The 25,733-nt window shown below is 72.0% G+C and carries 30 protein-coding genes; 14 read left to right on the plus strand and 16 right to left on the minus strand.

The window, feature by feature from the left end:
- A complete protein-coding gene (gene pgm, locus QPJ90_RS01730; RefSeq protein WP_290132753.1) occupies positions 1–1,620 on the plus strand; it encodes a phosphoglucomutase (alpha-D-glucose-1,6-bisphosphate-dependent) in 1,620 nt (539 codons plus the stop codon).
- A gap of 138 nt (positions 1,621–1,758) precedes the next feature.
- The gene (locus QPJ90_RS01735) at positions 1,759–4,227 is read left to right on the plus strand and encodes a DHA2 family efflux MFS transporter permease subunit (RefSeq protein WP_290132754.1); all 2,469 of its coding nucleotides are present in this window, start codon (positions 1,759–1,761) and stop codon (positions 4,225–4,227) included.
- 33 nt (positions 4,228–4,260) lie between these two features.
- Here QPJ90_RS01735 and QPJ90_RS01740 read toward each other — a convergent pair whose 3' ends face one another.
- A complete protein-coding gene (locus QPJ90_RS01740; RefSeq protein ID WP_290132755.1) occupies positions 4,261–5,136 on the minus strand; it encodes a DNA methyltransferase in 876 nt (291 codons plus the stop codon).
- Positions 5,137–5,206: 70 nt separating this feature from the next.
- Here QPJ90_RS01740 and QPJ90_RS01745 point away from each other — a divergent pair, with 70 nt between their 5' ends.
- Positions 5,207–5,494 carry a GNAT family N-acetyltransferase gene (locus QPJ90_RS01745; RefSeq protein ID WP_290132756.1) on the plus strand — a complete coding sequence of 96 codons (288 nt, stop codon included), beginning with the start codon at positions 5,207–5,209 and terminating at the stop codon, positions 5,492–5,494.
- A gap of 41 nt (positions 5,495–5,535) precedes the next feature.
- On the opposite strand, the gene QPJ90_RS01750 is transcribed toward QPJ90_RS01745, so the two are convergent.
- A complete protein-coding gene (locus QPJ90_RS01750; protein ID WP_290132757.1) occupies positions 5,536–5,865 on the minus strand; it encodes a hypothetical protein in 330 nt (109 codons plus the stop codon).
- Between the two features lie 184 nt (positions 5,866–6,049).
- On the opposite strand from QPJ90_RS01750, the gene QPJ90_RS01755 reads away from it, so the two are divergent.
- Complete coding sequence (locus QPJ90_RS01755; RefSeq protein ID WP_290132758.1) at positions 6,050–6,823, plus strand: hypothetical protein; 774 nt, start codon at positions 6,050–6,052, stop codon at positions 6,821–6,823.
- Here QPJ90_RS01755 and QPJ90_RS01760 read toward each other — a convergent pair.
- Positions 6,820–7,458 (minus strand): GNAT family N-acetyltransferase, encoded by a 639-nt coding sequence (locus QPJ90_RS01760; RefSeq protein WP_290132759.1) that lies wholly within the window; start codon positions 7,456–7,458, stop codon positions 6,820–6,822. The two genes, QPJ90_RS01755 and QPJ90_RS01760, sit on opposite strands and share 4 nt — an antisense overlap.
- Before the next feature lie 80 nt (positions 7,459–7,538).
- Between QPJ90_RS01760 and QPJ90_RS01765 the strand changes: the two genes are divergently transcribed.
- On the plus strand, positions 7,539–8,159 hold the full coding sequence (locus QPJ90_RS01765) for a TetR family transcriptional regulator (protein WP_290132760.1): 621 nt from the start codon (positions 7,539–7,541) through the stop codon (positions 8,157–8,159).
- Positions 8,160–8,212: 53 nt separating this feature from the next.
- On the opposite strand, the gene QPJ90_RS01770 is transcribed toward QPJ90_RS01765, so the two are convergent.
- The 4 genes from QPJ90_RS01770 to QPJ90_RS01785 all read right to left on the minus strand — a co-directional run bounded on the left by QPJ90_RS01770 (position 8,213) and on the right by QPJ90_RS01785 (position 10,743).
- The gene (locus QPJ90_RS01770; protein ID WP_290132761.1) at positions 8,213–9,262 is read right to left on the minus strand and encodes a biotin/lipoate A/B protein ligase family protein; all 1,050 of its coding nucleotides are present in this window, start codon (positions 9,260–9,262) and stop codon (positions 8,213–8,215) included.
- 39 nt (positions 9,263–9,301) lie between these two features.
- Positions 9,302–9,682 carry a GNAT family N-acetyltransferase gene (locus QPJ90_RS01775; RefSeq protein WP_290132762.1) on the minus strand — a complete coding sequence of 127 codons (381 nt, stop codon included), beginning with the start codon at positions 9,680–9,682 and terminating at the stop codon, positions 9,302–9,304.
- A complete protein-coding gene (locus tag QPJ90_RS01780) occupies positions 9,649–9,780 on the minus strand; it encodes a hypothetical protein (protein WP_290132763.1) in 132 nt (43 codons plus the stop codon). The genes QPJ90_RS01775 and QPJ90_RS01780 overlap by 34 nt, the downstream gene beginning before the upstream one ends.
- Positions 9,781–9,873: 93 nt before the next feature.
- Positions 9,874–10,743, minus strand: a complete 870-nt coding sequence (locus tag QPJ90_RS01785; protein WP_290132764.1) for an alpha/beta hydrolase — start codon at positions 10,741–10,743, stop codon at positions 9,874–9,876.
- A 98-nt stretch (positions 10,744–10,841) separates the two neighbouring features.
- Here QPJ90_RS01785 and QPJ90_RS01790 point away from each other — a divergent pair, with 98 nt between their 5' ends.
- Positions 10,842–11,978, plus strand: coding sequence for an inorganic phosphate transporter (locus QPJ90_RS01790; RefSeq protein WP_290132765.1), 1,137 nt, complete (start codon positions 10,842–10,844; stop codon positions 11,976–11,978).
- Between the two features lie 12 nt (positions 11,979–11,990).
- Complete coding sequence (locus QPJ90_RS01795; protein ID WP_290132766.1) at positions 11,991–12,260, plus strand: hypothetical protein; 270 nt, start codon at positions 11,991–11,993, stop codon at positions 12,258–12,260.
- Positions 12,261–12,332: 72 nt separating this feature from the next.
- On the opposite strand, the gene QPJ90_RS01800 is transcribed toward QPJ90_RS01795, so the two are convergent.
- On the minus strand, positions 12,333–13,085 hold the full coding sequence (locus QPJ90_RS01800) for a glucose 1-dehydrogenase (RefSeq protein ID WP_290132767.1): 753 nt from the start codon (positions 13,083–13,085) through the stop codon (positions 12,333–12,335).
- A 132-nt stretch (positions 13,086–13,217) separates the two neighbouring features.
- On the opposite strand from QPJ90_RS01800, the gene QPJ90_RS01805 reads away from it, so the two are divergent.
- A complete protein-coding gene (locus tag QPJ90_RS01805) occupies positions 13,218–13,649 on the plus strand; it encodes a MarR family transcriptional regulator (RefSeq protein WP_290132768.1) in 432 nt (143 codons plus the stop codon).
- Positions 13,646–14,992 carry an MFS transporter gene (locus QPJ90_RS01810; RefSeq protein WP_290132769.1) on the plus strand — a complete coding sequence of 449 codons (1,347 nt, stop codon included), beginning with the start codon at positions 13,646–13,648 and terminating at the stop codon, positions 14,990–14,992. Before QPJ90_RS01805 ends, QPJ90_RS01810 begins: the two co-directional genes overlap by 4 nt.
- A gap of 101 nt (positions 14,993–15,093) precedes the next feature.
- Here the strand turns inward: QPJ90_RS01810 and QPJ90_RS01815 are convergent, their stop codons facing one another.
- Positions 15,094–15,984 carry an alpha-E domain-containing protein gene (locus tag QPJ90_RS01815; RefSeq protein ID WP_290132770.1) on the minus strand — a complete coding sequence of 297 codons (891 nt, stop codon included), beginning with the start codon at positions 15,982–15,984 and terminating at the stop codon, positions 15,094–15,096.
- Between the two features lie 131 nt (positions 15,985–16,115).
- Between QPJ90_RS01815 and QPJ90_RS01820 the strand changes: the two genes are divergently transcribed.
- The gene (locus tag QPJ90_RS01820; RefSeq protein WP_290132771.1) at positions 16,116–16,646 is read left to right on the plus strand and encodes a MarR family transcriptional regulator; all 531 of its coding nucleotides are present in this window, start codon (positions 16,116–16,118) and stop codon (positions 16,644–16,646) included.
- Positions 16,647–16,655: 9 nt separating this feature from the next.
- Positions 16,656–16,871, plus strand: a complete 216-nt coding sequence (locus QPJ90_RS01825) for a hypothetical protein (RefSeq protein WP_290132772.1) — start codon at positions 16,656–16,658, stop codon at positions 16,869–16,871.
- A gap of 69 nt (positions 16,872–16,940) precedes the next feature.
- Here QPJ90_RS01825 and QPJ90_RS01830 read toward each other — a convergent pair whose 3' ends face one another.
- From QPJ90_RS01830 to QPJ90_RS01855, 6 genes are all read right to left on the minus strand, one after another.
- Positions 16,941–17,813 carry an NAD(P)-dependent oxidoreductase gene (locus tag QPJ90_RS01830; RefSeq protein ID WP_354670485.1) on the minus strand — a complete coding sequence of 291 codons (873 nt, stop codon included), beginning with the start codon at positions 17,811–17,813 and terminating at the stop codon, positions 16,941–16,943.
- Positions 17,814–17,848: 35 nt separating this feature from the next.
- Entirely contained in the window at positions 17,849–18,769 is a 921-nt protein-coding gene (locus QPJ90_RS01835; RefSeq protein ID WP_290132774.1) for a peptidoglycan DD-metalloendopeptidase family protein, read from the minus strand.
- A gap of 8 nt (positions 18,770–18,777) precedes the next feature.
- Positions 18,778–19,107, minus strand: a complete 330-nt coding sequence (locus QPJ90_RS01840) for a hypothetical protein (RefSeq protein WP_290132775.1) — start codon at positions 19,105–19,107, stop codon at positions 18,778–18,780.
- Between the two features lie 100 nt (positions 19,108–19,207).
- Positions 19,208–19,951: a lysophospholipid acyltransferase family protein gene (locus tag QPJ90_RS01845; RefSeq protein ID WP_290132776.1), complete on the minus strand. Its 744-nt coding sequence runs from the start codon at positions 19,949–19,951 to the stop codon at positions 19,208–19,210.
- Between the two features lie 95 nt (positions 19,952–20,046).
- Positions 20,047–21,888 (minus strand): DNA helicase RecQ, encoded by a 1,842-nt coding sequence (gene recQ, locus QPJ90_RS01850; RefSeq protein WP_290132777.1) that lies wholly within the window; start codon positions 21,886–21,888, stop codon positions 20,047–20,049.
- A gap of 9 nt (positions 21,889–21,897) precedes the next feature.
- On the minus strand, positions 21,898–23,061 hold the full coding sequence (locus tag QPJ90_RS01855) for a CPBP family intramembrane glutamic endopeptidase (protein WP_290132778.1): 1,164 nt from the start codon (positions 23,059–23,061) through the stop codon (positions 21,898–21,900).
- A gap of 36 nt (positions 23,062–23,097) precedes the next feature.
- Between QPJ90_RS01855 and QPJ90_RS01860 the strand changes: the two genes are divergently transcribed.
- Entirely contained in the window at positions 23,098–24,078 is a 981-nt protein-coding gene (locus QPJ90_RS01860) for an EamA/RhaT family transporter (protein ID WP_290132779.1), read from the plus strand.
- 121 nt (positions 24,079–24,199) lie between these two features.
- Here QPJ90_RS01860 and QPJ90_RS01865 read toward each other — a convergent pair whose 3' ends face one another.
- Entirely contained in the window at positions 24,200–24,628 is a 429-nt protein-coding gene (locus QPJ90_RS01865; RefSeq protein WP_290132780.1) for a GNAT family acetyltransferase, read from the minus strand.
- A 93-nt stretch (positions 24,629–24,721) separates the two neighbouring features.
- On the opposite strand from QPJ90_RS01865, the gene QPJ90_RS01870 reads away from it, so the two are divergent.
- Together QPJ90_RS01870 and QPJ90_RS01875 are read left to right on the plus strand one after the other, a co-directional pair.
- A complete protein-coding gene (locus QPJ90_RS01870; protein WP_290132781.1) occupies positions 24,722–25,528 on the plus strand; it encodes a class E sortase in 807 nt (268 codons plus the stop codon).
- Complete coding sequence (locus QPJ90_RS01875; protein WP_290132782.1) at positions 25,525–25,701, plus strand: hypothetical protein; 177 nt, start codon at positions 25,525–25,527, stop codon at positions 25,699–25,701. Before QPJ90_RS01870 ends, QPJ90_RS01875 begins: the two co-directional genes overlap by 4 nt.
- Positions 25,702–25,733: the final 32 nt, after the last annotated feature.

Raw genomic sequence — 25,733 nt, forward strand, 5'->3', positions numbered from 1 at the left:
ATGAACGACCGCGCCGGAACCCCTGCGACCGCCGACGACCTCGTCGACCTCGACGCCCTGCTCGCCGCGTACCACGAGCGCGTCCCGGACGTCTCCGTCCCCGAGCAGAAGGTCGTGTTCGGTACCTCCGGGCACCGTGGTTCGTCCCTCGACACCGCGTTCAACGACACCCACATCGCCGCGATCACGCAGGCGATCGTCGAGTACCGGACCCAGCAGGGCACCGACGGCCCGCTCTTCATCGGTCGTGACACCCACGCGCTCTCGGCCCCGGCCGAGCGGACGGCGCTCGAGGTCCTCGCGGCGAACGGCGTCCGGGTGCTCGCCGACAGCGCCGACGGCTTCGTCCCGACCCCGGCCCTCAGCCACGCGATCATCGCCTACAACCGCGCCGGCAACCCGGACACGGCGGACGGCATCGTCATCACCCCGAGCCACAACCCGCCCCGCGACGGCGGCTTCAAGTACAACCCCCCGCACGGTGGCCCGGCCGACAGCGACGCCACCAGCTGGATCGCCGACCGCGCGAACGCCATCATCGCCGGGGGCAACGCCGAGGTGCGTCGCCAGGACGACACCGCGGCCGAGGGCTACGACTACCTCGGCTCCTACGTGGCCGACCTCGAGAACATCATCGACATCGACGCGATCAAGCGCGCCGGCGTCCGCATCGGTGCCGACCCCCTCGGCGGGGCGTCCCTGCCGTACTGGGAGCGCATCCGCGACCACTACGGCCTCGACCTCACCGTGGTGAACCCCGAGGTCGACCCGACCTGGGCGTTCATGACCCTCGACTGGGACGGCAAGATCCGCATGGACCCGTCGAGCGCGAGCGCAATGGCGTCGGTGGTCGCCCGCAAGGACGAGTTCGACGTGCTGACGGGCAACGACGCCGACTCCGACCGGCACGGCATCGTGACGCCGGACGGCGGCCTGATGAACCCGAACCACTACCTCGCCGTCGCGATCGAGTACCTGTACGCCCACCGGCCGGAGTGGCGCGACGACGCCGCGATCGGCAAGACCCTCGTCTCGTCGAGCATCATCGACCGGGTCGCGGAGTCCCTCGGACGCCGGCTGTGGGAGGTCCCGGTCGGGTTCAAGTGGTTCGTACCGGGCCTGATCGACGGCTCGGTGGCGTTCGGCGGTGAGGAGTCCGCCGGTGCGAGCTTCCTGCGCAAGGACGGCACCGCATGGACGACCGACAAGGACGGCATCATCCTGGCGCTCCTCGCGTCGGAGATCATCGCGGTGACCGGCAAGACCCCGTCGCAGCTCTACGCCGAGCTGACCGAGCGGTTCGGCGCGCCGGTCTACCAGCGGGTGGACGCCGCGGCGAGCAAGGAGCAGAAGGCCCGCCTGTCGAAGCTCGACGGCGACGCCATCGCCGCGGACACGCTCGCGGGCGACCCGATCACCGCCAAGCTCTCGAAGGCGCCGGGCAACGACGCGGCGGTCGGCGGCGTCAAGGTGGTCACGGACAAGGCGTGGTTCGCAGCTCGGCCGTCCGGCACCGAGGACGTCTACAAGATCTACGCCGAGAGCTTCGTCGGGCAGGAGCACCTCGAGCAGGTGCAGCGCGAGGCCAAGGAGATCGTCGACGCAGCCCTCGGCGCGTAGCGGGACGCAGGCGTACCCTCCGGCTGGTCGGCAGCAGCCGGAGGTCTGCCGATCCACTCAGGAACGGGCTCCGGGCGAACCTTCGCCTTGCGGAGGTTGTAACTTTGCACCCAGCGCAAAGTTTCGGGAGACCTGCTCATGACCCAGACCGCGACCGCACCCGCGGCTCCCACGACGTCCTCGAACGCCGTGATGAACCACCGGCAGATCCTGCTGGTGATCTACGGCCTGATGGCCGGCATGTTCCTCGGTGCCCTCGACCAGACGATCGTCGGCACCGCGATCCGCACCATCGGCGACGACCTCCACGGCCTCGACCAGCAGGCGTGGGTGACGACCGGCTACCTGATCGCGTCGACGATCACCACGCCGATCTACGGCAAGCTCTCCGACATCTTCGGTCGCCGCCCGCTGTTCCTCACCGCGATCGGCATCTTCATCGTGGGGTCGCTGCTGGCGTCGTTCTCGACCTCGATGCTCATGCTCGCCGGCTTCCGCGCCCTGCAGGGCCTCGGCGCCGGTGGCCTCATGTCCCTCCCGCTCGCGATCATGGGCGACATGCTCGCTCCGCGTGAGCGCGCCAAGTACCAGGGCTACTTCCTCGCCGTGTTCGGCATCTCGAGCGTCATCGGCCCGCTCGTCGGCGGCCTCTTCGCCGGCGCGAACGAGATCGTGTTCATCGCCGGCTGGCGCTGGGTGTTCCTCATCAACGTCCCGATCGGCATCATCGCGCTGATCATGGTGACGACGTTCCTGCACCTCCCGAAGTTCGGCGACCGCGGCAAGCCCCGCATCGACTGGTGGGGTGCGGCGCTCGTCATCGTCACCCTCGTCCCGCTGCTCCTCGTCGCCGAGCAGGGCCGCGACTGGGGCTGGTGGTCGGCCGGGTCGATCGCCTGCTACGCCATCGGCCTCCTGGGGCTCATCGCGTTCGTCATCGTCGAGCGGGCGATGGGCGACAACGCGATCCTGCCGCTGAAGCTCTTCAACTCGCACGTCTTCTCGATGGCCGCGGTCCTCAGCGTGCTCGTCGGGTTCGGCATGTTCGGCGCGATGCTCACCATCCCGCTGTACCTGCAGATCGTGAAGGGCGTCACGCCGACCGAGTCCGGCTTCGCGATGCTGCCGATGGTCCTCGGCCTGATGATCGCGTCGATCGCCTCGGGTCAGATCATCTCGCGCACGGGCAAGTACCAGGTCTTCCCGGTCACGGGCACGGCGTTCACCGCGATCGGCTTCACGGTGCTGACGTTCCTCACGGCGGACAGCCCGCTGTGGTTCCTCATGCTCGGCATGTTCGGCATCGGCCTGGGGCTCGGCCAGCTCATGCAGACCCTGACCCTCGCGGCGCAGAACTCGGTGTCCCCGCGCGACATCGGTGTCGCCACGAGCGCCGCGACGTTCTTCCGCCAGATCGGCGGCACCATGGGCACGGCCGTCCTGCTCTCCGTCCTGTTCTCGCTCATGCCGACGAACATCACGACGGCGCTGCAGAACGAGTCCACGCTCAAGAGCAGCCTCAATGCCGCGCTGACCCCGTCCGTCGCGAACGCCGCGGACAACAAGGCGGTCATGGACCAGATCTGGAACAAGATCGTCGACCCGATCCAGTCGAACGTGCAGGACCAGCTCAACGCGGGCGCCGCGAAGGCCAAGGCCGCCGCGGACGAGGCCGTCACGAAGCAGGTCACCGCGAAGGTCCAGCAGGCCGTCGCCGCCGGACAGGTCCCGGCAGCCTCCGCCGACTCCGTCATCGCCGAGCAGGTCGCGGCAGCCAAGCCCGACGCCGAGCAGCAGGCGCTCGAGCAGGTCGCGTCCCAGGCGAAGGCCGAGGTCGTCGACGGGACTGTCCAGGTCGACTACTCGAACGCGACGCAGCGCAGGAACGTCGTCGACGAGGTCGCTCCGACGATCAAGAAGCAGCTCGAGAAGGGCACGACGAGCTCGTCGAGTTCCTCGACGACGAGCGACACGTCGTTCCTCAACGGCGCGGACCCGCGGCTCACCCGGTCGTTCCTCGTCGGCTTCAGCAGCTCCGCGGTCACCGTCTACTACGTCGGCCTCGGCGTGATCCTGCTCGCGTTCGTGCTCACCTGGTTCTTCCGGGTCCCGCCGCTCCGGAAGGTGTCGGCACTGCAGGAGCAGGCGAACGCCGCGAAGGGCGGGCAGGACCGCCTCACCGCCGACGCGCAGGAGGCCGCCGCGAACACGGGTTCGCTCGTCACGCCCCACACCGGGTCGACGGACGTGGTCCCGACCTCGCCGGACGTGACGGTCCCCCGTCAGGACCGGCCGGGAGGCACGGCCTCCCCCGCCACGCCGGTCGCGTCCGACGGACGTTCGGCTCCCGCCTCCGCGGACACCCGTGCCCCGCTGCCCGACGCCACGACCCACGGCGCGCACTCGGCTGCCGCGCCGGTGGACGAGCCGCCGACGACGACGGGCACCATCCGGACCCGTCCGGCGCACGCCGCACCGGCCGACGGATCGGCCGCGTCCGCCCCGGACGCGACCACGCCGGCGCCGCAGGCCGACCCGGCGGAGGCGAGCCGTGCCTCCCGGCCGGACCAGGGCGATCACCCGCACGGCCGCCACTCGGCCGAGTAGTCGACCGACCGACCAGCCGCCCGTCCTCCGTCGTCAGCCGACGGCGGAGAACGTCGCGCCGGGCAGGCGCCGACGCATGACGTCGATCGCCGCTGCGTTGTCGTCGACGAGCACGAACCGGCGGCCGAGGGCAGTCGCGACGGCCCCGGTGGTGCCGCTGCCGGCGAAGAAGTCGAGCACCCAGTCGCCCTCGCGCGAAGAGGCCTGGACGATGCGGCGGAGCACGCCCTCGGGCTTCTGCGTCGGGTAACCGGTCTTCTCACGGCCGGTCGGCGACACGATCGTGTGCCACCAGACGTCCGTCGGCAGCTTGCCGCGCTCCCGCTGCTCGGGCGTCACGAGCCCCGGCGCCATGTACGGCTCGCGGTCCACCGCCGCCGAGTCGAAGTAGTACCGGGCGGGGTCCTTCACGTAGACGAGGATCGTGTCGTGCTTCGTCGGCCACCGGGTCTTCGACTTCGCCCCGAAGTCGTAGGCCCAGACGATCTCGTTGAGGAACGACCCACGGCCGAAGAGCGCGTCGAGCAGCACCTTCGCGTAGTGCGACTCCCGGTAGTCGAGGTGCAGGTAGAGCGTCCCGTCGTCGGCGAGCACCCGCCACGCCTCGAGCAGCCGCGGCTCGAGGAACGACCAGTAGTCGTCGAACCGGTCGTCGAAGCGGAGCAGGTCGCCACGGACCCGCTCGTACGTGCCGCCGCGGAAGCCCGTGACGGTCTCGCGTCGCCCGGGGGCGCCCGGCGCCGTGTCACCCGTGCTCCTGACCGCGGTGCTCGCGTGTCGCCGTTGCTTCCGGCCGGTGTTGAACGGCGGGTCGAGGTAGACGAGCGTGAAGGAGCCGTCGTCGAGGGTCGGCAGGACGTCGAGGGCGTCCCCGTGGACCACCCGGTCCGGTCCGCGGTCGTCGTGCACGGGTCCATCCTCGCGTACGGAGCGCGGTTCACAGTGCGCTCACCGGCCGCCCGGGCGTAGCGTCGCGGACATGGCGACACCCGAGGTCCGGAACGACACCGAGCAGCAGCAGTACTCCCTCGTCGAGGACGGGGAGGTGATCGGACTCGCGGCGTACGAGATCGAGGGCGACGAGATCCGCTTCGTGCACACCGAGGTGGACCCCGAGCACCGCGGCGGCGGCCACGCATCCATGCTCGTGCAGGCGGCGCTCGACGACGTGCGCGCGAACTCGTCCCGCACCGTCGTGCCGCAGTGCAGCTACGTCAAGGCCTGGATCGAGCGGCACCCGGACTACCAGGAGCTCACCGCGCGCTGAGCGGCGTCGGCGCGTCGTGGCGCCGGGGCGGCACCGACCGGTCAGTAGGTGCGGTCGTGCGTCCCGACGCGGACCTCGTGCCGACCGCCCGCCCGGACCCCCGGCACCTTGATGAGCACGTGCCCGCTGAGCAGGTCGTGGTCGTCGTCGGCGGGCGTCGGGGCCTCTCGCGGCAGACGCGACTGCCGTTCGTACTCTGCCTGGGCCTCGTGCCGTGTCGGCGCGAAGACCTCGTCCAACATCGACACGACGCCGCCGGAGCCGCCCGAGCGCGTGGCCTTGTTCGACAGGTCGATCCACCCCACGCGATCGGCGACCCACATCGCGACGACCGCTGCGGCCACCGCCCCCAGGAGGATCAACCAGTTCACGTGCACGACGCTACGTGGGGCTTCGGGTGCCGACATCAGCCGCGCGGGGGATTCTCCTGATCCACACACGTCGTTCTTGGGGAGGACACCGAGACTGGTGGGGCGGCGGCCCGGTTCCCCCCTCCCGGGCCGCCGACCCCGTTCTGGCGCTGGGACCGCATCGCCCGTCGTGCAGACTGGAGCGATGCGTCGTCTCCGAGCAACCCTCGTCGTCGTGCTCTGCGCGGCCGTCCTGACCGGCTGCTCGACGGCGGAGGGGATCGCACGCCAGGCGTTCCACGGCAGCGGCAGCGGCGGCGGCTCGGCTCCCTGTCCCGCGGTCGGCGACTCCCCCGAGCGCTCCGGACCGACGGACCCGTCGACGGCGACCCCCACCCCCGGGGCGACGCTCGACCCGACCGTCGCGCGCGAGGTCGCGTCCGCCCTCCGAGCCGTCCGGGCGCTGCCGGGCGTGGACCGCGCAGTCGAGACGACCACGAACGCACCGAGCACCGCTCCCGATCCCTCCTGCCCGACCCGCGAGGTGACGACGAACCACTTCTCGTCGCGCTTCGTGGTCGTCACCGATGCGTCGGCCTCCCCCGCCGAGGTCGGCGCGGTCCCGAGCACGATGGCCGAGGAACTCGCCTGGACGGGCGTGGGCCTCACGCTCACCGTGCCGGCCGGTACCGGGCACATCGCGAGCACCACGCACTACGAGGGCACGTTCGACCAGGTGATCCCCCGCAGCACGTCGACGGCGGTCGCGCAGGGGCTCGCCACGCTCGCCGCGACCCCGCACGTGGCGGGTCTGGACGCGACGATCCCGTCCACGATGCGGGTCGACTACGGCTCGCTCACCATCGGCGTGGACTCGGTCGACCAGGCGGTGCTCGACGAGGTGCACTCGGTCATCGAGCGGACGGCGTTCGAGCACACCACGTTGCACGGCTCGTACGGCAACGGCGCGAAGCCCTAGGCCGGCCGCGGCCCGACGGTCTGGTCCACCGCGGGCCGCCACATCGACACGGGTGCCGCGGACGTGAACCCGGTGAGCGGTGCCCCGTCGGCGAACCCGTGCCGCCGGTAGAGCCGTCGGTTGTGCGGGGTCGACGACTCCAGGTACGCGCCCTGCCGTCGCCGGTCCACCCGGTCGAGTGCGTGCTCGAGCAGCAGCCCGCCGACGCCCTGCCCACGCACGGCCTCCGACACGCCGATCTCGGCGAGGTACCAGTGCGGCGCGGCCGGGCGGGCACGCTCCATCCGGCGCAGGTGGGCGAGCGCCCGGAGTCCGCCCGCGATCCCGAGCACCCGCACGAGTTCCGGCACCTGCCGCACGAACGCCCGGAGCCCGCCTCGGTGCGGGAGCGGCGCCTGCCAGAACGCAGCGCCGACGACCCGGTCACGCGCGATCGCGACGTCGACGGCGCTCGACCGTTCCGGCACCGCTCGGATCAAGGCGGCGAACAGCCGCCCGAGCACGGCCACCCGGTGCTCGCCGGAACGCGGAGGCCGGATCTCGGCGAGCACCGGGTCCTCGGCGAAGGCCTCTGCCAGGACGGTGGCGGCGGCGTGCAGCTCGTGCTCCGCAGCCGCTCGGACGATGATCTCCATGGGGGCTCCTCCCTGATTCGGCCAAGCGGCCAGATTCATCGTCCAGCACGACCCTGCGCACGCGCCGTACGCTTCCTGTGATGACGGAGGACGAGGGGACGCGCGGGTACCGCAGTCGTGCCGACCGGCGTGAGGAGCTGCTCGACGCCGCGGCCCTCGTCGTCCGCGACGAGGGGCTCGGTGGACTGACGACCCGTGCCGTGGCTGCCCGCGCCGGGGTCGCACACGGGGTGGTCCACTACGTGTTCGGCGCCCGGAGGCACCTCGTCGTCGCCCTGCTCGAGCGCCAGGCCCGCGCGTCGCTGCCTCGTGTGCTCGGTGCGGCCGACGCCCACGACGACCTCACGGCAGCACTCGACGCCGCCGTGGCCGCGTGGATCGAGCTGGTCCGCACCGAACCCGAACGCTTCCGCCTGCTCGAGGCCGTGAGTGCCAGCGGGCCGGGTGCCGCTGGGGACGGTCCGCTGCTCGAGACGGAGCGCCGACTCTGGCGTGACGCGGTCGACGCAGCGCTGCGGCACTGGTCCACGATGCACGACGTCGTCCTCGCGGTGCCCACGCCGGTCGCGGCCGACGCCGTCATCGCCGTGGTCGACGGCCTGACGCGGTCGTCCGCGAGCGACCCGGACGGCGCCGCGACGGACCGATCGCGTGCGCTCCTGGTGCGGGGCCTCGCCCACGCGCTCAGCACGGCACCCTGAGCAGCGCTCCGCGGCGGCACCGCGCCACAGCGCCCCGCGGCGGCGCCGTCGACTCACGGCACGCGCTCGAGCCACTCCTTCGTCGCGAACTTCGTGTCGATGAGCTCCTGCGCCCGCTGCCGCTCGGCCTCGGTGACGTGCCCCTCGTGCGCGCCGTAGAGCTTCGTGAACGTGCCGATCAGCCGCTCGATCACCTCCGCGCGGGGCAGGCCGGTCTGGGAGCGCAGCGGGTCGACGCGCTTCGCTGCCGAGGTCGTGCCCTTGTCGCTCATCTTCTCGCGGCCGATCCGGAGCACCTCGACCATCTTCTGGCCGTCCATGTCGTAGCTCATCGTGGCGTGGTGGAGCACGGCTCCGGTGCCGAGGCGCTTCTGCGCGGCGCCGCCGATCTTCCCCTTCGCCGAGGTGATGTCGTTGAGCGGCTGGTAGTACGCGTCGACCCCGAGCGACTTCAGCGCCTCGATCACCCACTCGTCGAGGTAGGCGTACGAGTCGGCGAAGGTCATGCCCTGCACGAGGTCGGCCGGCACGTAGAGCGAGTAGGAGATGATCGCGCCCGCCTCCATGAACATCGCGCCGCCACCGGAGATGCGCCGCACGACCTGCACGCCGTACTTCGCGGCCCCCTCGGGGTCGACCTCGTTCTTGAGGGACTGGAACGAGCCGATCACGACCGCGGATTCGTCCCACTCCCAGATGCGGAGCGTCGGGCCACGACGGCCCGCCCCGACCTCCTCGGTGAGCACCTGGTCGAGCGCGAGGTGCTCGTTCGGGGAGATCGGCCCCTCGTGGATGACCTCCCAGTCGTAGTCCTGCCACGAGGACGCCCGCGAGAGCCCCCGGCGGACCGCGACCCCGACCGACTCCGGCGTGAAGCCGAGCAGCTGCGCCCCCTCCGGCAGCGCGCCGCGGACGGCGGCGGCGATCCCGGCGGCGTCCGTCGTCGACGACAGGCCGTTCACGGCGGCGTCGATCAGCGGCAGCGCGTCGTCCGGTTCGAGGAAGAAGTCACCGGCGAGCCGGAACTCCTGGATCGATCCGTCGACGACCTCGAGGTCGACGACGACGAGCTTCCCGCCTGGGACCTTGTACTCACCGTGCACACGACGACCCTACGCCCGCGGGCCTCGGCCGGGCGGTCGTCAGTCCCCGCGACGGAGGTCCTTGGCGAGGTACACGGAGGCCTCGTGCGCGGTGACCCGCCGACCGTCGTCGTCCACGAAGGTGTAGTCGTACTCCTCGACTTCGTCGGTCACGACGTACCCGGCCCGCTCGTACAGGCGGCGGGCGTCCGGGTTGTCCTGCGTGACGCCGATGCGGAGCGCACCGGACGGCTCCGCGAGACGTTCGGCCGCGGCGATGAGGGCCGATCCGATGCCTCGCCCGCGCTGGTCCGGCTCGACCCGGAGGTTCCGCAGCTCCGGCCGGTCGCCCACTGTCACCTCGCCGGATCCGACCGGCTCCGTGCCGATCCAGGCGACGAGGACGGTCAGCTCGCCGCGGGCCTGGGCGTCGCCGCCCACTGGGCGTAGCGCCGACCGGGCGGCTCCCGCCGGTCGAGCGCCACCGTCGCCGCCTCGTCGAGGCGCGTCACCAGCACCTCGGTGTCGCGTGCGGTCATCGTCGTCCCCGTCTCTCGGCCTGGAGGCCCGTGGCGGGCCCGCCCCGTGCCTCCAGTCCGTCCTGTGGTCGCGCCCGTCACGGACGCCCGCACTCAGCGCGCGACCGTGCGCTCCAGCCACGCGACGAGGTCGCCCACGACCTCGTCGCGGTTGGTCTCGTTGTAGACCTCGTGCCGCGCCCCCTCGTACACCCGCACCTCGACGTCCGACAGCTTCCCGCGCGTCCGGTACGCCCGCGCCAGGCGCTCGACGGACCGCGGCCCGCCGAGGGTGTCGTCGGAGCCGACCTGCAGGAGCATCGGGAGGTCGTGCGGGATGCCCCGACGCGGGACCCCGAGCAGCCGGAGGGTGTCCGGGAGGCCGAAGAGCCGGATGACATCGGCCTCGACCGCGAGTGGATCCAGGCCGATCGCGTCGATCACCGCGCGGTCGCGACTGATCCACTCGTACTTCGTCGGTCCGGCCCCGGCGAACCGGGCGTTGAGGTCCCCGCTGTTCATCCACCCGGGCAGCCGGTACGCGGTCGCGGAGAGCACGACGCCGTCGTAGAGCGCACTCGACGTGTTGACGATCCGCTGCGCCATGAGCGAGCCCCACGAGTGCCCGAGCAGGACGAGCGGGACGCCGGGGGTGTCCTCGCGGGCGAGGGCGCTGAGCTGCTCGACCGCCGCGATCGCGGCACGCAAGCCCCCGGGGCCGAGCCGGCCGAGCTTCGCGTGGTCGCCGTCCCACTGCGCGAGCCCGGTGCGCCCGTGCCCGCGGTGGTCGTTGGCGTGCACGGTCCAGCCGGCGCGCACGAGGTCCTGTGCGAGTGGCTCGTAGCGCAGCGAGTGCTCGCCGACACCGTGGGCGATCTGCACGATGCCCTTCGGCTTGCCGGCTCGCCAGGTGGAGTAGACGATCTCGACGCCGTGCGCGTCGGTGAACGAGGAGTCCCCTCGGGCTGCGGAGAAGGTCGGCACCTCTGCATCCTCGCAGACGCGCCGGTGCCGCACGGGTTCCGTGGCGTGTTCACCCGGCGTTCACGCAGCAGGCTCCGAGCGGGCCTACCGTTCCGCGCATGGACGTCCTCGTCACCGTCGTGCTGGTGATCGTGGTGGCCCTCGTGTTCGACTTCACGAACGGCTTCCACGACACCGCGAACGCCATGGCCACCTCGGTCGCCACGGGTGCCCTGAAGCCCCGGACCGCCGTGCTCATCTCCGCCGTCCTCAACGTGGTCGGCGCGTTCCTCTCCACCGAGGTCGCCAAGACCGTCTCGCAGGGCATCATCCGCGAGGGCCAGGACGGCATCCACATCTCCCCCGTGATGATCTTCGCCGGACTCGTCGGCGCCGTGCTGTGGAACCTCGCCACGTGGTACTTCGGCCTGCCGTCGTCGTCCACGCACGCGCTGTTCGGCGGCCTCATCGGCGCGTCCATCATCGGCGCCGGACTGAACTCGGTCGACTGGGCCACGGTCGTGTCGAAGGTCGTGCTCCCGGCGCTGCTCTCCCCGGTCATCGCGGGTGTGATCGCCCTCGTCGCGACGTACCTCGCCTACTCGTTGACGAAGAACGCCACGACGCACGGCGCCGCGACCGGGTTCCGGCACGGGCAGACGATCTCCGCGTCGCTCGTCTCGCTGGCGCACGGCACGAACGACGCGCAGAAGACCATGGGCGTCATCACGCTGACCCTCATCGCCGCGAACTACCAGCCGTCGGGCAGCGGACCGGCGCTCTGGGTGATCCTGGCGTGCGGGCTCGCGATCGGCCTCGGCACCTACATGGGCGGGTGGCGGATCATGCGCACGGTCGGCAAGCGCATCTCGGACGTGCAGTCGCCGCAGGGCTTCGCGGCGGAGGCCAGCTCGGCCGCCACGATCCTCGTGTCGTCGCACCTCGGGTTCGCCCTGTCGACCACCCACGTCACGAGCGGCTCGGTGATCGGGTCGGGCCTCGGCAAGAAGCTCGCGGACGTGCACTGGTCCGTCGTCGGGCGGATCGTCGTCGCCTGGGTGATCACGCTGCCGGCCGCCGCGGTCGTCGGTGCCCTCGCGACGGCGGTGGCAGCGACCTCGACGGTCGGGCTCGTCCTCGTCGCGGTCCTCGCCCTGGCGGCGGGCCTCGGCTTCTTCTTCCTCGCGCGCCGCAAGCCGGTGACGCAGGACAACGTCAACGAAGAGCAGCCGGCGCAGCAGCCGGTCGCGGCCTGAGTGGAGGACGAGATGGACATCGACTTCGGTGCGATCGGGACGGTCGCGTGGGTGGGCTTCGTCGCGGCGGTGGGCGTGGTGCTGCTCTACACGCTGGGCCTGCGGCTGCTCGGGACCGGACAGCCGGTCGACGCGGGGGGCGAGCGGACGCAGTACACCGAGGAGACGCCGCGGTCCGGCCACACGCCCCCGCTCGCCCTGGCGGGTGCCGGGCTGTGCTTCGCGGTGTGCATCGCCGCCGTGCTCTTCAGCATCTGGATGACGATCCCGCAGTTCCACTGAGACGGACGGGAGGCCCGGATGACGTGACCGGAGTCGGTCAGGTGATCCGGGCCTCCCGTCCGCGTGCCCACGTCAGTGGGCGCTGTAGCCGCCGTCCACCAGGTGGTAGCTGCCGCTGATGAACGACGCCTTGTCGCTCAGGAGGAACAGCACGAGCGCGGCGACCTCGGCGTCGGTGCCGAGCCGACCGGCGGCGTGCTCCTGCTCGAGGGCCGAGAGCGCCTCGGCGGAGAGCGACGAGCGCACGAGCGGGGTGTCGATGAAGCCGGGGCCGACCGCGTTCGTGCGGACACCCTGCGCCGTGTACTCGAGCGCGGCGACCTTGGTCAGCCCGACGAGTGCGTGCTTCGAGGCGACGTACGCGGCGTTCTGGGCGATGCCGACCGAGCCGAGCACCGACGACATGTTCACGATCGCGCCACCGCCGACGGCGAGCATCGCGGGGATCTCGTAGCGGAGTCCGTAGAAGACACCGTCGAGGTCGACCGCACGCACGCGGTCCCACGCGTCGACGTCGTACTCGCCGATGGGCTGCGGGGCGGCACCGATGCCGGCGTTGTTCACGGCGAGGTGCAGCGCTCCGTACGTGTCGACCGCGAATCGCACCATGCGCTCGTTGTCGGCGGCCAGCGCGGAGTTCGCCTCGAACGCGCTCGCGGTCCCGCCCGCGGCCTCGATCTCCGACACGACGCGCTGTGCGGCGTCCTCCTTGATGTCGGTGACGACGACCTTCGCGCCCGCCGCAGCGAGCTCCTTCGCGATCGCTTCGCCGATGCCGCTGCCGCCACCGGTGACGACGGCGACCTTGCCCTCGAACTCGGACATGTGCTCCTTCTTCCGTTGAATTGAGCAACACCTGTTGCCCACAGTCCGAACGGTACACCTGCGGTGGCCGTTCCAGGTCCGCTCTGCGCACAACCGGTTCGTTCACTGAACTAATTTGGTAGGCTAACGATCATGTCCCCCACCGCCACCCGTGCGTCGCTCGCGACCGATCTCCGCATCGCGGTGAACCGGCTCTCGCGGACCCTGCGCAACCAGAAGGCCGACCAGACGGTCACGGACGCGCAGTTCTCCGCCCTCGCCCGACTGCACCGCGACGGAGCGATGACCCTCGCCGACCTCAGCCGGCAGGACGGCGTGACCCCGCCGTCGATGACGAAGACCGTCGCGGTCCTGACCGAGCGCGGACTCGTGTCGAAGCGCCTGCACGGCGACGACCGCCGCAAGGTGCTCATCGGCACCACCGACGCCGGCGCGGCCTTCGTCGAGGAGACCCGACGACGCCGCGACGGCTGGCTGAGCCCGCGGCTCACCGCCCTCACGCCGGCCGAGCGCCAGACGCTCGCCGACGCCACCGAGATCATGAGGAGGCTCGCGCAGCAGTGACGGCCATGTTCCGGTCCCTCTCGGGACACAACTACCGCATCTGGTTCGCCGGTGCCCTGGTGTCCAACGTCGGCACCTGGATGCAACGAACCGCGCAGGACTGGATCGTCCTCACGCAGCTCTCCGACAACGACGCGGTCGCCGTCGGTGTCACGATGGCGCTCCAGTTCGGGCCGCAGCTGCTCCTCCTGCCCGTCACCGGGCTCGTCGCCGACCGGTTCGACCGCCGGAAGATGCTCATGCTCACGCAGGGGCTGATGGGTGCGCTCGGCCTCGGGCTCGGCGTGATGGTGCTCACCCACACCGCGACGCTGCTGTCGCTGTACGGCTTCGCGCTCGCGCTCGGCATCGTCGCCGCGTTCGACACCCCGATCCGGCAGACCTTCGTCTCCGACGTCGTGCAGGGCGAGCACGTGTCGAACGCCGTGGCGCTCAACTCCGCGTCGTTCAACGCCGCACGGCTCATCGGACCCGCCGTCGCCGGTGTGCTCATCGCGGCGATCGGCTCCGGCTGGGTCTTCGTCATCAACGCGGCGTCGTTCCTGGCCGTGCTCCTCGCGCTGCGGTTCGTCGACCCGGCACAGCTCGCCGACCGCCCGCGTGCGAAGCGCGGCAAGGGCCAGATCGTCGCGGGCTTCCGGTACGTGCGGACACGGCCGGACATCATCGTCGTGCTGTGCATGATCTTCGTCGTGGGGACGTTCGGCGTGAACTTCCCGATCTTCACCTCGACGATGGCCCGCATCGAGTTCCACCGCGGCGCGGGCGAGTTCGGCCTGCTCAACTCGGTCATGGCGATCGGTTCGGTCCTCGGCGCCCTGCTGTCGGCACGACGGGACCGCCCCCGGATGCGCACGCTCGTGATCGCGTCGGCCGGCTTCGGCATCGCCTGCACGGCCGCTGCGTTCGCCCCGACGTACTGGAGCTTCGCGGTCGTCCTCATGTTCGTCGGGCTCGCCTCGCTGACCTTCATGACGACCGCGAACGCCCTCGTGCAGACCACCACGGCGCCCGCGATGCGCGGTCGGGTCATGGCGCTCTACATGGCGATCTTCGCGGGCGGCACCCCGATCGGCGCCCCCATCGTCGGCGCGATCGCCGACGCCGCGGGGCCGCGGTGGGCCATCGGGGTCGGGGCGGCCTCCGGCTTCGTCGCCCTCGCGATCGCCGTGGTCTGGCTCGTCCGCTTCGAGCGCCTCCGACTCCGGTACGACGCCGACTCCCGCCTGCACCTCGCGGTGACCCACGCGGTGCCGACCGTGAGCCCGCGGGCGGCGCGGGCGGCGCTCCGACAGGACCTCTCGCGTGACGAGGCGGTCGCCAACCGGTCGAGCGGCGTCTGACACCCGCCACGTCACCGACGCGGTCACCTGTCGGCTTGGAGGCGCGGTGCGGCGCCGCCACACGCCTCCCGTCCGTCCCGTGGTGCGCCTGAGGACACGGGTCAGGTGACGGGGGTGGCCACCTGGAACACGCGCTCCTCGAGCGCCCTGTCGGCCGCCGCAGCGGCTGCCGCGAGGTGCGTCGTCACACCGGGCAGTGCGGTCAGCGCGTCCTCGGGCGCGACCGCGTCGAGCGCCGCGACCGCGCGCCGGAACCCCGCGACCTGCTCGGCCACGCACGCCGGAGCCACGCCCGCGAGCCCGTCGGCCGCTCGGTGGGCGAGGAAGCCGAGCGCACGCGGGCTGTTCGTGTCGAGGAGCAGGAACGCTGCAGCCTCGGCGGGTTCGACGTCGTGGTGGGCTCCGCGGTGGAACGCCTCGCGGGCACCGCAGCCGCGCAGCGCGTCCGACCACGACTCGGCGGATCCGGGGGCGAGCAGTTCGGAACCGAGCAGTGCCGCGGTCGTGCGGCACCGGGTGAGCGACCGGCCGAGGGTGAAGAACGCCCACACCTCGTCACGGCTGGCGTCACCGTCGACGACCCCGACGGCGAGCGCGCTGCGCTCCTTCGCCCAGGTGAGGAAGTCGTGCGCTCGGTCCCCGCCGACCTTGCGGGGCATCCGGGACCGGGTCACGTCCAGGCAGTCCCACAGCTCGGTGGACACGACCTCGCGAGCCCGGCGCGCGCTGTCCCGGGCGACCGCGATCGCACTCGCGATGGATGCCGGCTCGTGACGGTCGAGCGCCAGGGCGTCGAGGGTGACGGCGAGGTCCGCGTCGCGCTGGACCACTGCACCCACGACGGTCCGGAGCGCCACGGAGGCCGTCTGCACCGGCGGCGCGGTCGACGGGTGCCGTCGGGCGACGTAGACGTCCAGGAGTCGGGCGACGGCGTCGGTGTGCTCGACGGCGGCACCGAGGCGGAAGACGCTCCCGGCGAGATGGCTCAGCACGTCCGCACCCGCATGCCGCGAACCTACTGAGCGGTCGTTGCCGGGGTGTTTCCGGCACGGGTCACCGGTGTTGCGTGGCCGATCGACGCGAACTCGCTAGACAATCTAACTAGAGCGTCTAGCATCGTGGTATGTCCACCGAGGAAGTCACCCACTCGGCGGGGTACTGGTACGACGATCGCTCGAGGGTCGACGCGGTCGACGTGCTGAACGCCCTCCGCCGCTACCGCACAGCCGAGAACGCCGCACAGCGTCGGGCCCGCGAAGCCCTGGGCGTCGGGGAGAACGCGCTCCTCGCACTCCGGGTGCTGCTCGACGCCGACCAGACCGGGCGGCGTGTCAACTCCAAGCAGCTCGCCGAGGAGCTCGGCATCACCGCCGCGTCGACCTCCGCGCTCGTGGACCGACTCGTGCGCAGCGGCCACGTCGAGCGGCACCCCGACCCGCACGACCGCCGCGGGGTGTTCCTGACCGCCTCCGGCGAGTCGATGCGCCAGGCGTTCCGGGTCCTCGACCAGCTCGACGAGAGCGGTGCGGAGGTCGCGTCCTCGCTGAACGCGGCGGAGCTCCGGGTCATCGTGTCCTTCCTCGAGGACATGACCCGGGTCGTCGACCACATCGCTCCGGAGGACGCGCAGTCGGACGACGTCGCCGTCGCGTAGCCTCGCGGCATGACGCGCGCGGACCCCGGCACCGAGGGGCACGACCCCGAGGACGACATGCCGCTCGCCGAGCTCGACGCCCGGGCTCGTGCGGACGCCGCGCTCCGACGGATCCGCGCCGGGTCCGACCCCGCGCGCGAAGCGTTCGACCTCGCGAACACCATGAACGACGAGGCCGTCGGACGACTCACGGGCGCGGTGCGGCGGTGGCTCCGCCGGCACTGACCTGCTGCCGTGCGGCGCGGATCGTGGCGCGGACCGGGACGCGGACCGCTGCGTGGTGGCGCACCTCGGTCAGAACGCCGTACCGACCGCCGCGATGTCGTCGGCGCCATGCCCGGCCGCGCTCGCGTCGGCGTACACCCGACCCAGGGCGTCGAGCAGCACCGTCGAGACCCCGGCGTCGCGAGCGGCCTCGGCGATGAGACCGATGTCCTTCCGCAACCCGTCGAGCGCGAACTGCGCCGGGAACTCGCCCCGGATCATCGACTCGCCCTTCGTGTGCGCGTACGGCGAATCGCTGGCGCTCCCGTCGATCGCCTCGAGGAACAGCGCCGGGTCGAGACCGAGGGACCGCGCGATCGCGAGGGACTGCCCGGTCGCCGCGGTGACGGACGCGATCCAGGCGTTCGCGGCGAGCTTGAGCGCCGTGCCCTGACCGACCTGGTCGCCGGCGCGGACGGTCTTCACCGCGATCGCGTCGAACACCGGGCCGAGTCCGTCGAGCACGTCCGAGGGCCCCGCGGCGAGGAGCGTGAGCTTCCCCTGCTCCGCCGGAGCCTTCGTGCCGAGCATCATCGCCTCGACGAGCGTGACACCGTACTTCGCCGCGAGCTGGACGACCGTGTCGGTCCCGTCCGTGCCGATCGTCGAGGCCTGGACCCACACGGCGCCCTCCGGAGCCTCCCCCGCGGCCTGCTCGAGCACGTCCACCACGGCATCGGTGTCGAAGAGCGTCAGGAGGACGACCTCGGCGTGCTCGACGGCCTCTGCCGGCTCGCTCGCGACCGTCGCACCCTGCGACGCGAGGGGTTCGGCGCGCTCCCGCGTCCGGTTCCAGACCGTGACCTCGTGGCCGGCACGCACGAGGGACCCCGCGACACCGGCACCCATCGCACCCGTTCCCAACACCGACACGCGCACGAGCGACTCCGTCCTGCGCGGCACCCTGCCGCGACCGGCCCGACGCTACGCCGCCCGGTTCAGAGCACCCCGCGGGCGGAGAGCCACGGTGCGGGATCGGTCGCGACACCGCCCACGATGACCTCGAAGTGGAGGTGCGCACCGGTCGACACACCCGTGCTGCCCACCGCGCCGATCCGCTGACCGACGCCGACCGTCTGCCCCACGACGACGTCGATCCGGGAGAGGTGACCGTACCGCGTCTGCGTGCCGTCGCCGTGCTGGACGAGGACCTGGTTGCCGTACCCGCCGAAGACACCGGCGGAGACGACCCGCCCCGCCAGGACCGAAACGACCGGAGCCCCGTGCGGGGCCGCGAAGTCGAGCCCCTGGTGGTTCGTCGAGCAGGCACCGCAGCCGGCGACCTGCCGACCCCCGAAGCCACCGGCGAGCGGGATCGTCCCCGCAACCGGTCGGACGACGTCGGGACCGGACGCGCGAGCAGGCGACCGGTCGGAACGGCCGGCCGGAGCCCGTCGTGCACCGACGTCGAAGGCGTCCCGCTCGACCGCCGCCGCGACGGCTCCGGACGCGACGTACTGCTGCCCGGCGGCGCCGACGGACGCGGTGGTGACCTGCGGTGTCGACGCCACGGCGGCCTGCGGCGTGGCGACGGACACGACCAGACAGGCTGCGACCGCGGTCGCGGTGACGGGGATCGCCCGGGTGGCCGAGACGGCGTCGCCGATCGCGCGGAACGGGACGGCGACCGCGCCGGTGACGGCCTCGGTGAAGCTGCGGGCGGGGCCTGCCCCGCGGGAGGCCTGCTCCGCGGCACGGAGGCTGCGGCGGCTCGGGAGGTCGGGTGTCGGCACCGGGGCGGCAGGAGGGGACACCGCCGCCCCGGTGGTCTGGGAGCTGGTCTGGGAGTCCCGCTCGCGTTCGACCGCGCGGAGCTGACGCCGAGTGGGGAGCGGGTGCCGCTCGGTCGTGGTGGTCACGACCGGCCTCAGGCGCAGACGACGCCGTCGCGGGCGATGCGGTCAACCTCGGCCACGACGGCGTCGACGACCGCGCGGGTGATCGCGTCGGCGACGGCCTCGACGAGCACGAGCTGCTCGGGCGTCACACGGTGCTCGTCCCGGATGCTCGCCGCCACGCGCTGCGGGATGTCGTCGATCGCAGCGACGAGTGCCGAGGGGACGGCGGACGAGGAGCCGGCACCGAGCGGCGCGGACATCGGCGAGGTCGGGACGGGCGTCGCGGCGATCTCGGGCACGGGCACAGCGGCCCGCTCGCGCGAGCGGGCGACGGAGTCGAAGAGGGGCGTGGAGGACATGCTGCCTGCCTTCCGGTCGGTGTGTGACGAGCGGTTCGGTCCGCTCGCTGTGCCGACGGCACGCCTCCATTGAAGCATCAGTATTTCAGATGCGCAATACTCACTCGGGTTCGACGGCTGCGGTCGGGTCGTCGCGTCGGAGTGCTTGCTTGACCCGTTCGACGATGGTGGCGGGCGGGTTGTTGTACGCGTTCGCCGGCTGCTGCCCGCTGAGCTCCTGGATCGCGGCCATCACCGCGTCCGTCGCGTGGCGCCGGGCACGTCCGGACGACGCCTCACCGAAGGACGACAGGTCGAGGGGCTTCCCGAACTCGATCGTCACCTTCGCGAGCCTGGGGATCCTCGACCCCACCGGCTGGACGTCCTCGGTGCCGGTCAGTGCCACCGGGACCACGGGCGCACCGCTCGTCAGGGCCAGCCAGGCGACACCCGTCCGGCCCTTGTACAGGCGGCCGTCGAGCGAGCGCGTGCCCTCGGGGTAGATCGCGAAGGCCTCCCCCGCCTCGAGCCGCTCGAGTCCGAGGTCGAGGGCGTGCTGCGCCGCCGACCCCGCCCCGCGCTCGACGCCGATCGCACCGATGCCGCCGAAGAACGCCCGCGAGACCGCGCCCTTCACGCCGGACCCCGTGAAGTACTCCTGCTTCGCGAGGAACGACACCTTCCGCGGCGCCATGAGCGTGATCGCCGGGGAGTCGATGAAGGACCGGTGGTTGCTCGCCAGGATCACGGCGCCGTGCCGGGGCACGTTGCGCCGTCCGACGATCCGCGGACGCCACAGCAGCCGGGCGAGCGGCGTGACCACCGCACGGCTGAGAGCGGTGGCGAACTTCGTCGAACCGGACACCCGGGCCTCCTCGTGACGGGAGGTTCCGAGTGTAGTGAGCGCGTCCGGGGACACATGCCCGACACGGCATGCGGCCCGCCGAGTGCGGAGATCGGTCAGTCGACCGCGGTGGCGACGACGTCGAGCACGGCCCGGCCGTACCGCTCGAGCTTCGCCGATCCGACCCCCGAGATCTCACCGAGCGCGTCGACGTCGGCGGGCTTCACGGCGGCGATCCCGCGGAGCGTCGCGTCGTTGAACACAACGTAGGCCGGGACGCCCTGCTCCCGCGCCTGCTCGGCTCGCCAGGCGCGCAGGGACTCGAACAGCCCGAGGGCCTCCTGCGGCATGTCGGTCACGACTGTGCGCCGCGACCGGCTCGCCCGCGGTGCCTTCACCGGATCGCGGCGCATGCGGACCACGACCCGTCCGGCGAGGACGTCCGCGCTCGTGGGACTCAGCACGATCGTGCCGTAGCCGTCACCGGAGACGGCCATGAACCCCTGTGCGAGCAGCTGCCGGGCGACGGCGCGCCACTCCCCCTCGGAGAGGTCGTTGCCGATGCCGAACGTCGCAAGGGAGTCGTGCCGGAGCTCTTGCACCCGCGGGGACTGCTTGCCGACGAGGATGTCCACGAGGTGTGCGACGCCGTACCGCTGGCCGCGCTCGCGCTCGAGTCGGACCACGGTCGACAGGAGCTTCTGCGCCGGGACCGTGCCGTCCCACGACTCCGGGGGCGCGATGCACGTGTCGCAGTTGCCGCACGCCGTGCTCTCCTGCCCGAAGTAGGCGAGCAGCCGGACCCGTCGGCACTCGATCGTCTCGCACAGGGCGAGCATGGCGTCGAGGTGCGCGCTCAGCTGGCGGCGGTGCGCGGCATCGCCCTCGGACTGGTCGATCATCCGGCGCTGCTGCACGACGTCGTTGAGGCCGTACGCGAGCCACGCGGTGGACGGCAGGCCGTCACGGCCCGCACGCCCGGTCTCCTGGTAGTAGCCCTCGACCGACTTCGGGAGGTCGAGGTGGGCGACGAACCGGACGTCGGGCTTGTCGATGCCCATGCCGAAGGCGATCGTCGCCACCATGACGACGCCGTCCTCGCGCAGGAACGTCGACTGGTTGCGTTCCCGCACCCGGGCGTCGAGTCCCGCGTGGTACGGCAGCGCCGGGATGCCCTGTTCGGCGAGCGCGGCCGCGGTGCGCTCGACGGAGTTGCGGGACAGGCAGTAGACGATGCCGGCGTCGCCGCTGTGCTCGGTCCGGATGAAGGTCAGGAGCTGCTGCAGCGCGCCGGTCTTCGGCTCGATGCGGTACTGGATGTTCGGCCGGTCGAAGTCGGCGACGAAGTGCGCGGCGTCGTCGAGGCCGAGCCGTGCCGAGATCTCGCGGTGGGTCTGCGGCGTCGCCGTGGCGGTCAGCGCGATCCGGGGCACGGCGGGCCACCGCTCGTGCAGCACGCTCAGCTCGAGGTAGTCCGGCCGGAAGTCGTGGCCCCACTGGGCGACGCAGTGCGCCTCGTCGATGGCGAAGAGCGCGATGCGGGCGCGGTCGAGCAGGGCCCGCGTGCTCTCGAGCCGGAGCCGCTCGGGCGCGAGGTAGAGCATGTCCACCTCGCCCGACACGACCGCCCGCTCGACCCGGGCGCGCTCGTCCGGGCCCTGCGTCGAGTTGAGGAACGCCGCGCGCACGCCGTTCGCGGCGAGGGCGTCGACCTGGTCCTGCATGAGGGCGATGAGCGGCGACACCACGACCCCGACGCCGTCGCGCACGAGGGCCGGCACCTGGTAGCAGAGCGACTTGCCGCCACCGGTCGGCATGAGCACGAGGGCGTCACCGCCGGAGACGACCTGGTCGATGATCGCGGCCTGCTGCCCGCGGAAGTCGTCGTAACCCCACACCCGGTGCAGGACGTCGAGCGCCGCGGACCGCGACGGGGAGGTCGTGGCCGTCGTGCTCATGCCCCCAGCCTACGAGCGGCCGGCGACACCCGCGGTCGTGTCCACAGCGCCGACGCCGTCCACAGGACCTGCGCCGTCCGCGCGACCGGCGTCGTCCGCCGGACCCGAACCGGCCGTCCCCGCCGCGTGGGCCGGCGTGCCGTCCCAACCCGCGCCTCCCGGCTGGGTCCACCGTGGGCCGCCCGCCCAGGCGGGGACCGGACCGCGGAAGCGGGGCGCCTGGTGACCTGCGAAGCGTCGGTCGAGGCCACGCCACTTCGCGAGCAGCTCGACCATGCCCCAGTACGCCAAGGACGTGCCGAGGCTGACCAACCAGCCGCCCGGAGTCCCGTTCGCGTCCTGCGACTGCAGGTCGATCCGCGACCACCCCGGCGCCTGCAGCACGAAGATCATGATGTTGTTGAACGCGTGCTGGAGGACCGTGGCCTCGAGGCCGCCGGTCCGGAGCACGATGATCGCCGCGATGAGACCGAACGAGCCGACGTCGAGGATGCCCCAGACGTTGTAGCCGTTCGGGATGTGCAGCAGGGCGAAGACCACGGTGGAGACGGCGACCGCGGTGATCGTCCCGGCGCGACGCGGGATCCACGAGGCGACGGTCTGCATGAGGAAGCCGCGGAAGACGAACTCCTCCGCCGCGCCCTGGAACGGCACGAGCACGACGACGAGGGCGACCGTGAGCACGAGGGTCGACAGCGTGACGGTGGACTGGCCGATGGCGGCGTGGTTCCAGCCGTCGCCCGTGATCATGCCGTCGCCGAGCGGGTAGAGCGCCTGCATGAAGAACATGATCGCGGCGATGACGAGGGTCGGGACGAGGCACCAGGCCGTCCACCCCCAGCGGACCCGGAAGCGCACGGACGACAGGACACCACGCCCGAGGCCCGCGACCCGCACGGCGAGGACGATCCCGGGGAGGAGCACCACGAGGGACACGAGCGACACCGACAGCGTCAGCGGATCGGTCGGGTCGAGTGCGCCGCTGGACAGCTTCTGCTCGAAGTCGATCAGCCCCTCGGCGCCGCTCGTCGCACCCACCGGGATCGTGTACGCGATGACGATGAGCACCTGCGACACGAGGTACCACCCCGCGAGGAACGCCAGCGCCACGAGCGGACGCCACCACCGCCACCGGGCATCGATGCGGGTCAGGCGCTGGTAGGGAACACTCACGCGGTGCAGGGTACAAGGACGGGCAGGATGGGAGCCGTGCTCACCGTCGTCCTCGGCCTGTCCGGCGCGCTCGTCTACGGGTTCGCCGACTTCCTCGGCGGGCTGGCCTCGCGTCGGGCCCGGCCCGTCGTCGTCACCGCCGTCGCCGCGCTGGTGGGGATCGCGCCGTTGCTCGTCGGGCTGGCGGTCGTGCCGTCGGCGTTCTCGGGCCGGGCGGTGCTCTGGGGTGCGGTCGCCGGGCTCGCCGGCGGGGTCGCGGTCCTGCTGCTCTACACGGCGCTCGCGATCGGCCCGATGAGCGTGCTCTCGCCGCTCACCGCGGTCTTCGCGGCCTGCGTGCCCGTGCTCGTCGCGGTGTCCAGGGGGACGACGTTGTCCCCGCTCGCCGGCGTCATGCTCGTGGTGGCGGTGGTCGCCGTCGTGCTCGTCGCGTCGGTCCGGGACGGCTCGGGCGCGCGGGTCACCGTCCGCGGGGTGGTCGCGGCCGCGGTCGCGGGGTGCGGGTTCGGCGGGATCGTGCTGGCGTACGACATGACCCCGGCCGACTCCGGGGTCGCCCCGCTGCTGGTGGCGCGGGTGCTGCAGGTGGTGGTGCTGGGAGTGGCTGCGACGGTCGTCCTGCGGCGTGCCCGCCGCGGTCGGGCGGTGCGGCCTGGAGGCGCGGATCGCGTCACTCCGTCGGCTCCGGCCGCGGGGTCTGCCGCGGTCGCGGGGTCCGCTGCGGTCGCCGCGGGGTCTGCCGCGGTCGTTCCGGGGCGGACGCGGTGGTCCGGTCGGTTCGTCGGGACCGTCGTAGCGTGCGGTGTGCTGGACGCCCTGGCGAACGTGTTCATCCAGGCCGGACTGCACGCGAGCGCCGACCCGCTGACCCTGCCGGTGATGAGCGTGCTCAACGCGCTCTACCCGATCGGCACGGTGGTGCTCGCCGGGGTCCTGCTCCGTGAACGGCTGACGGTGCTGCAGTCGGTCGGCATCGTGCTCGCGTTCGCGGCGTCGGTGGGGCTCGCGCTGGTGTGAGGTCCGGGGCCAGGTCTGGCGCGCCCCAGTCTCGGACCCGCGGACACTTTCGCGGCGGATCGGCGCGCAAGGTGTCCGCAGACCCGGGTCTCGGCCGTCGCCAGCCGGGGCCGAGGGGGCGTCAGACGTCGGGGATGAGCCGCTTGCCGAGCGACACCGTGTGGTCGGGCTCGTACCCGAGCGACTCGTAGAAGCCGAGCACCTGCTCGTTGCCGGCGCGCACCTGGAGGTTGAGCTTCGGGCAGCCGATCGCGGCCAACCGCTGCTCGAACTCCCGCATGAACGTCCGACCGAGCCCGGAGCCCTGCAGGTCGGGCCGCACCGCGAGGTAGTTCACCCATCCCCGGTGCCCGTCGAACCCGGCCATGCCGGCACCGACCACCGCATCGTCCGCGTCGACAGCCACGAGGAACAGCTCGGGCTGCACCGTGAGCTTGCGCTCGATGTCGCGCCGCGGGTCGTTCCAGGGTCGGACGAGCCGGCACGCCTCCCAGAGCGCCACGACCGCGTCGGTGTCGGTGCGGGCGAAGGTGCGGATCGCGTACTGCATCTCCACACGGTAACGGTCCTGTGGAGAACGGCGTCACCCGGACGTCGGCATGGGATGGTACAACTGTCCGACCACCCCAGGATCAGGAGCACCGTGACCGCGCACGACACCCTCCCGTCGCGATCCGGCGACGACACGGGCGGCGACGACCGTCAGGCACCGCGACGTCGGGCGCCTCGTCGTCGTCAGAGCGTCGGCGGCGCGATCGTCTCGCTCATCGCCGAGCTGCTCATCATCGCGGGCGCCGGGACGGGGCTCTACGTCGTGTGGACGGCCTGGTGGACGGACGTCGTCGCGGTCCAGGGCCAGACGAAGCTCATCGACGGGCTCGGTCAGACCGACCCGACGACCGGCACGGGGACCGAGCACCGCGGACCGGCTCCGGTCCTCTCCGAGCCGAAGGACGTCGAGGACGTGTTCGGCACGATGCAGATCCCCCGGTTCGGCGCCGACTACGACCGTCCGATCGGCGAGGGCACCGACCGTGAGAAGGTGCTCAACACCATCGGGCTCGGGCACTACCAGGACACCGCGATGCCGGGCGCCGAGGGCAACTTCGCCGTCGCCGGGCACCGCGTGACGTACGGCAAGCCGCTCAACCAGATCGCCGAGCTCAAGGACGGCGACGCGGTGGTCGTCCGGGTGACGGACAAGGCGACGAAGTTCGACGTCTGGTACGTCTACAAGGTCACCGACTCCCAGATCGTCACGCCGGACAAGGTCGAGACGATCGCGCCCGTCCCGAACAAGCCCGGCGTCGAGCCGACGGCGGACGACCGTTGGCTGACCCTCACCGCCTGCCACCCGATGTGGTCCGCGGCGGAGCGCTACATCGTGCACGCCAAGCTCGACTACTGGATGCCCGTGTCCGAAGGCACCCCGAAGGAGCTCGCCAAGTGATCTTCCCGCTCGTCTGGCGGCTCCTGCCCGGACCGACCGCACTCAAGGTGATCGAGCTGGTCGTGCTGCTCGCAGCGATCGTGTACGTGCTGTTCACGTGGGTCTTCCCGTGGGTCGCGGCGGACATCCTGCCGCCGCCCGACGGCACGATCGACTCGACCCCGTCGCCGTAGCGGTCACCGCCGCTGTCACCGGAGAAGTCACC

The sequence above is a fragment of the Curtobacterium sp. 458 genome, from assembly GCF_030406605.1.
Taxonomy (GTDB): domain Bacteria; phylum Actinomycetota; class Actinomycetes; order Actinomycetales; family Microbacteriaceae; genus Curtobacterium.

What these genes read in the sequence shown, in the direction of transcription:
- pgm (WP_290132753.1), top strand. Translation starts at nt 1, where the DNA reads ATGAACGACCGCGCCGGAACCCCTGCGACCGCCGACGACCTCGTCGAC.
- QPJ90_RS01735 (WP_290132754.1), top strand. Translation starts at nt 1,759, where the DNA reads ATGACCCAGACCGCGACCGCACCCGCGGCTCCCACGACGTCCTCGAAC.
- QPJ90_RS01745 (WP_290132756.1), top strand. Translation starts at nt 5,207, where the DNA reads ATGGCGACACCCGAGGTCCGGAACGACACCGAGCAGCAGCAGTACTCC.
- QPJ90_RS01755 (WP_290132758.1), top strand. Translation starts at nt 6,050, where the DNA reads ATGCGTCGTCTCCGAGCAACCCTCGTCGTCGTGCTCTGCGCGGCCGTC.
- QPJ90_RS01760 (WP_290132759.1), bottom strand. Translation starts at nt 7,458, where the DNA reads ATGGAGATCATCGTCCGAGCGGCTGCGGAGCACGAGCTGCACGCCGCC.
- QPJ90_RS01765 (WP_290132760.1), top strand. Translation starts at nt 7,539, where the DNA reads ATGACGGAGGACGAGGGGACGCGCGGGTACCGCAGTCGTGCCGACCGG.
- QPJ90_RS01780 (WP_290132763.1), bottom strand. Translation starts at nt 9,780, where the DNA reads ATGACCGCACGCGACACCGAGGTGCTGGTGACGCGCCTCGACGAGGCG.
- QPJ90_RS01790 (WP_290132765.1), top strand. Translation starts at nt 10,842, where the DNA reads ATGGACGTCCTCGTCACCGTCGTGCTGGTGATCGTGGTGGCCCTCGTG.
- QPJ90_RS01795 (WP_290132766.1), top strand. Translation starts at nt 11,991, where the DNA reads ATGGACATCGACTTCGGTGCGATCGGGACGGTCGCGTGGGTGGGCTTC.
- QPJ90_RS01800 (WP_290132767.1), bottom strand. Translation starts at nt 13,085, where the DNA reads ATGTCCGAGTTCGAGGGCAAGGTCGCCGTCGTCACCGGTGGCGGCAGC.
- QPJ90_RS01805 (WP_290132768.1), top strand. Translation starts at nt 13,218, where the DNA reads ATGTCCCCCACCGCCACCCGTGCGTCGCTCGCGACCGATCTCCGCATC.
- QPJ90_RS01820 (WP_290132771.1), top strand. Translation starts at nt 16,116, where the DNA reads ATGTCCACCGAGGAAGTCACCCACTCGGCGGGGTACTGGTACGACGAT.
- QPJ90_RS01825 (WP_290132772.1), top strand. Translation starts at nt 16,656, where the DNA reads ATGACGCGCGCGGACCCCGGCACCGAGGGGCACGACCCCGAGGACGAC.
- QPJ90_RS01840 (WP_290132775.1), bottom strand. Translation starts at nt 19,107, where the DNA reads ATGTCCTCCACGCCCCTCTTCGACTCCGTCGCCCGCTCGCGCGAGCGG.
- recQ (WP_290132777.1), bottom strand. Translation starts at nt 21,888, where the DNA reads ATGAGCACGACGGCCACGACCTCCCCGTCGCGGTCCGCGGCGCTCGAC.
- QPJ90_RS01865 (WP_290132780.1), bottom strand. Translation starts at nt 24,628, where the DNA reads ATGCAGTACGCGATCCGCACCTTCGCCCGCACCGACACCGACGCGGTC.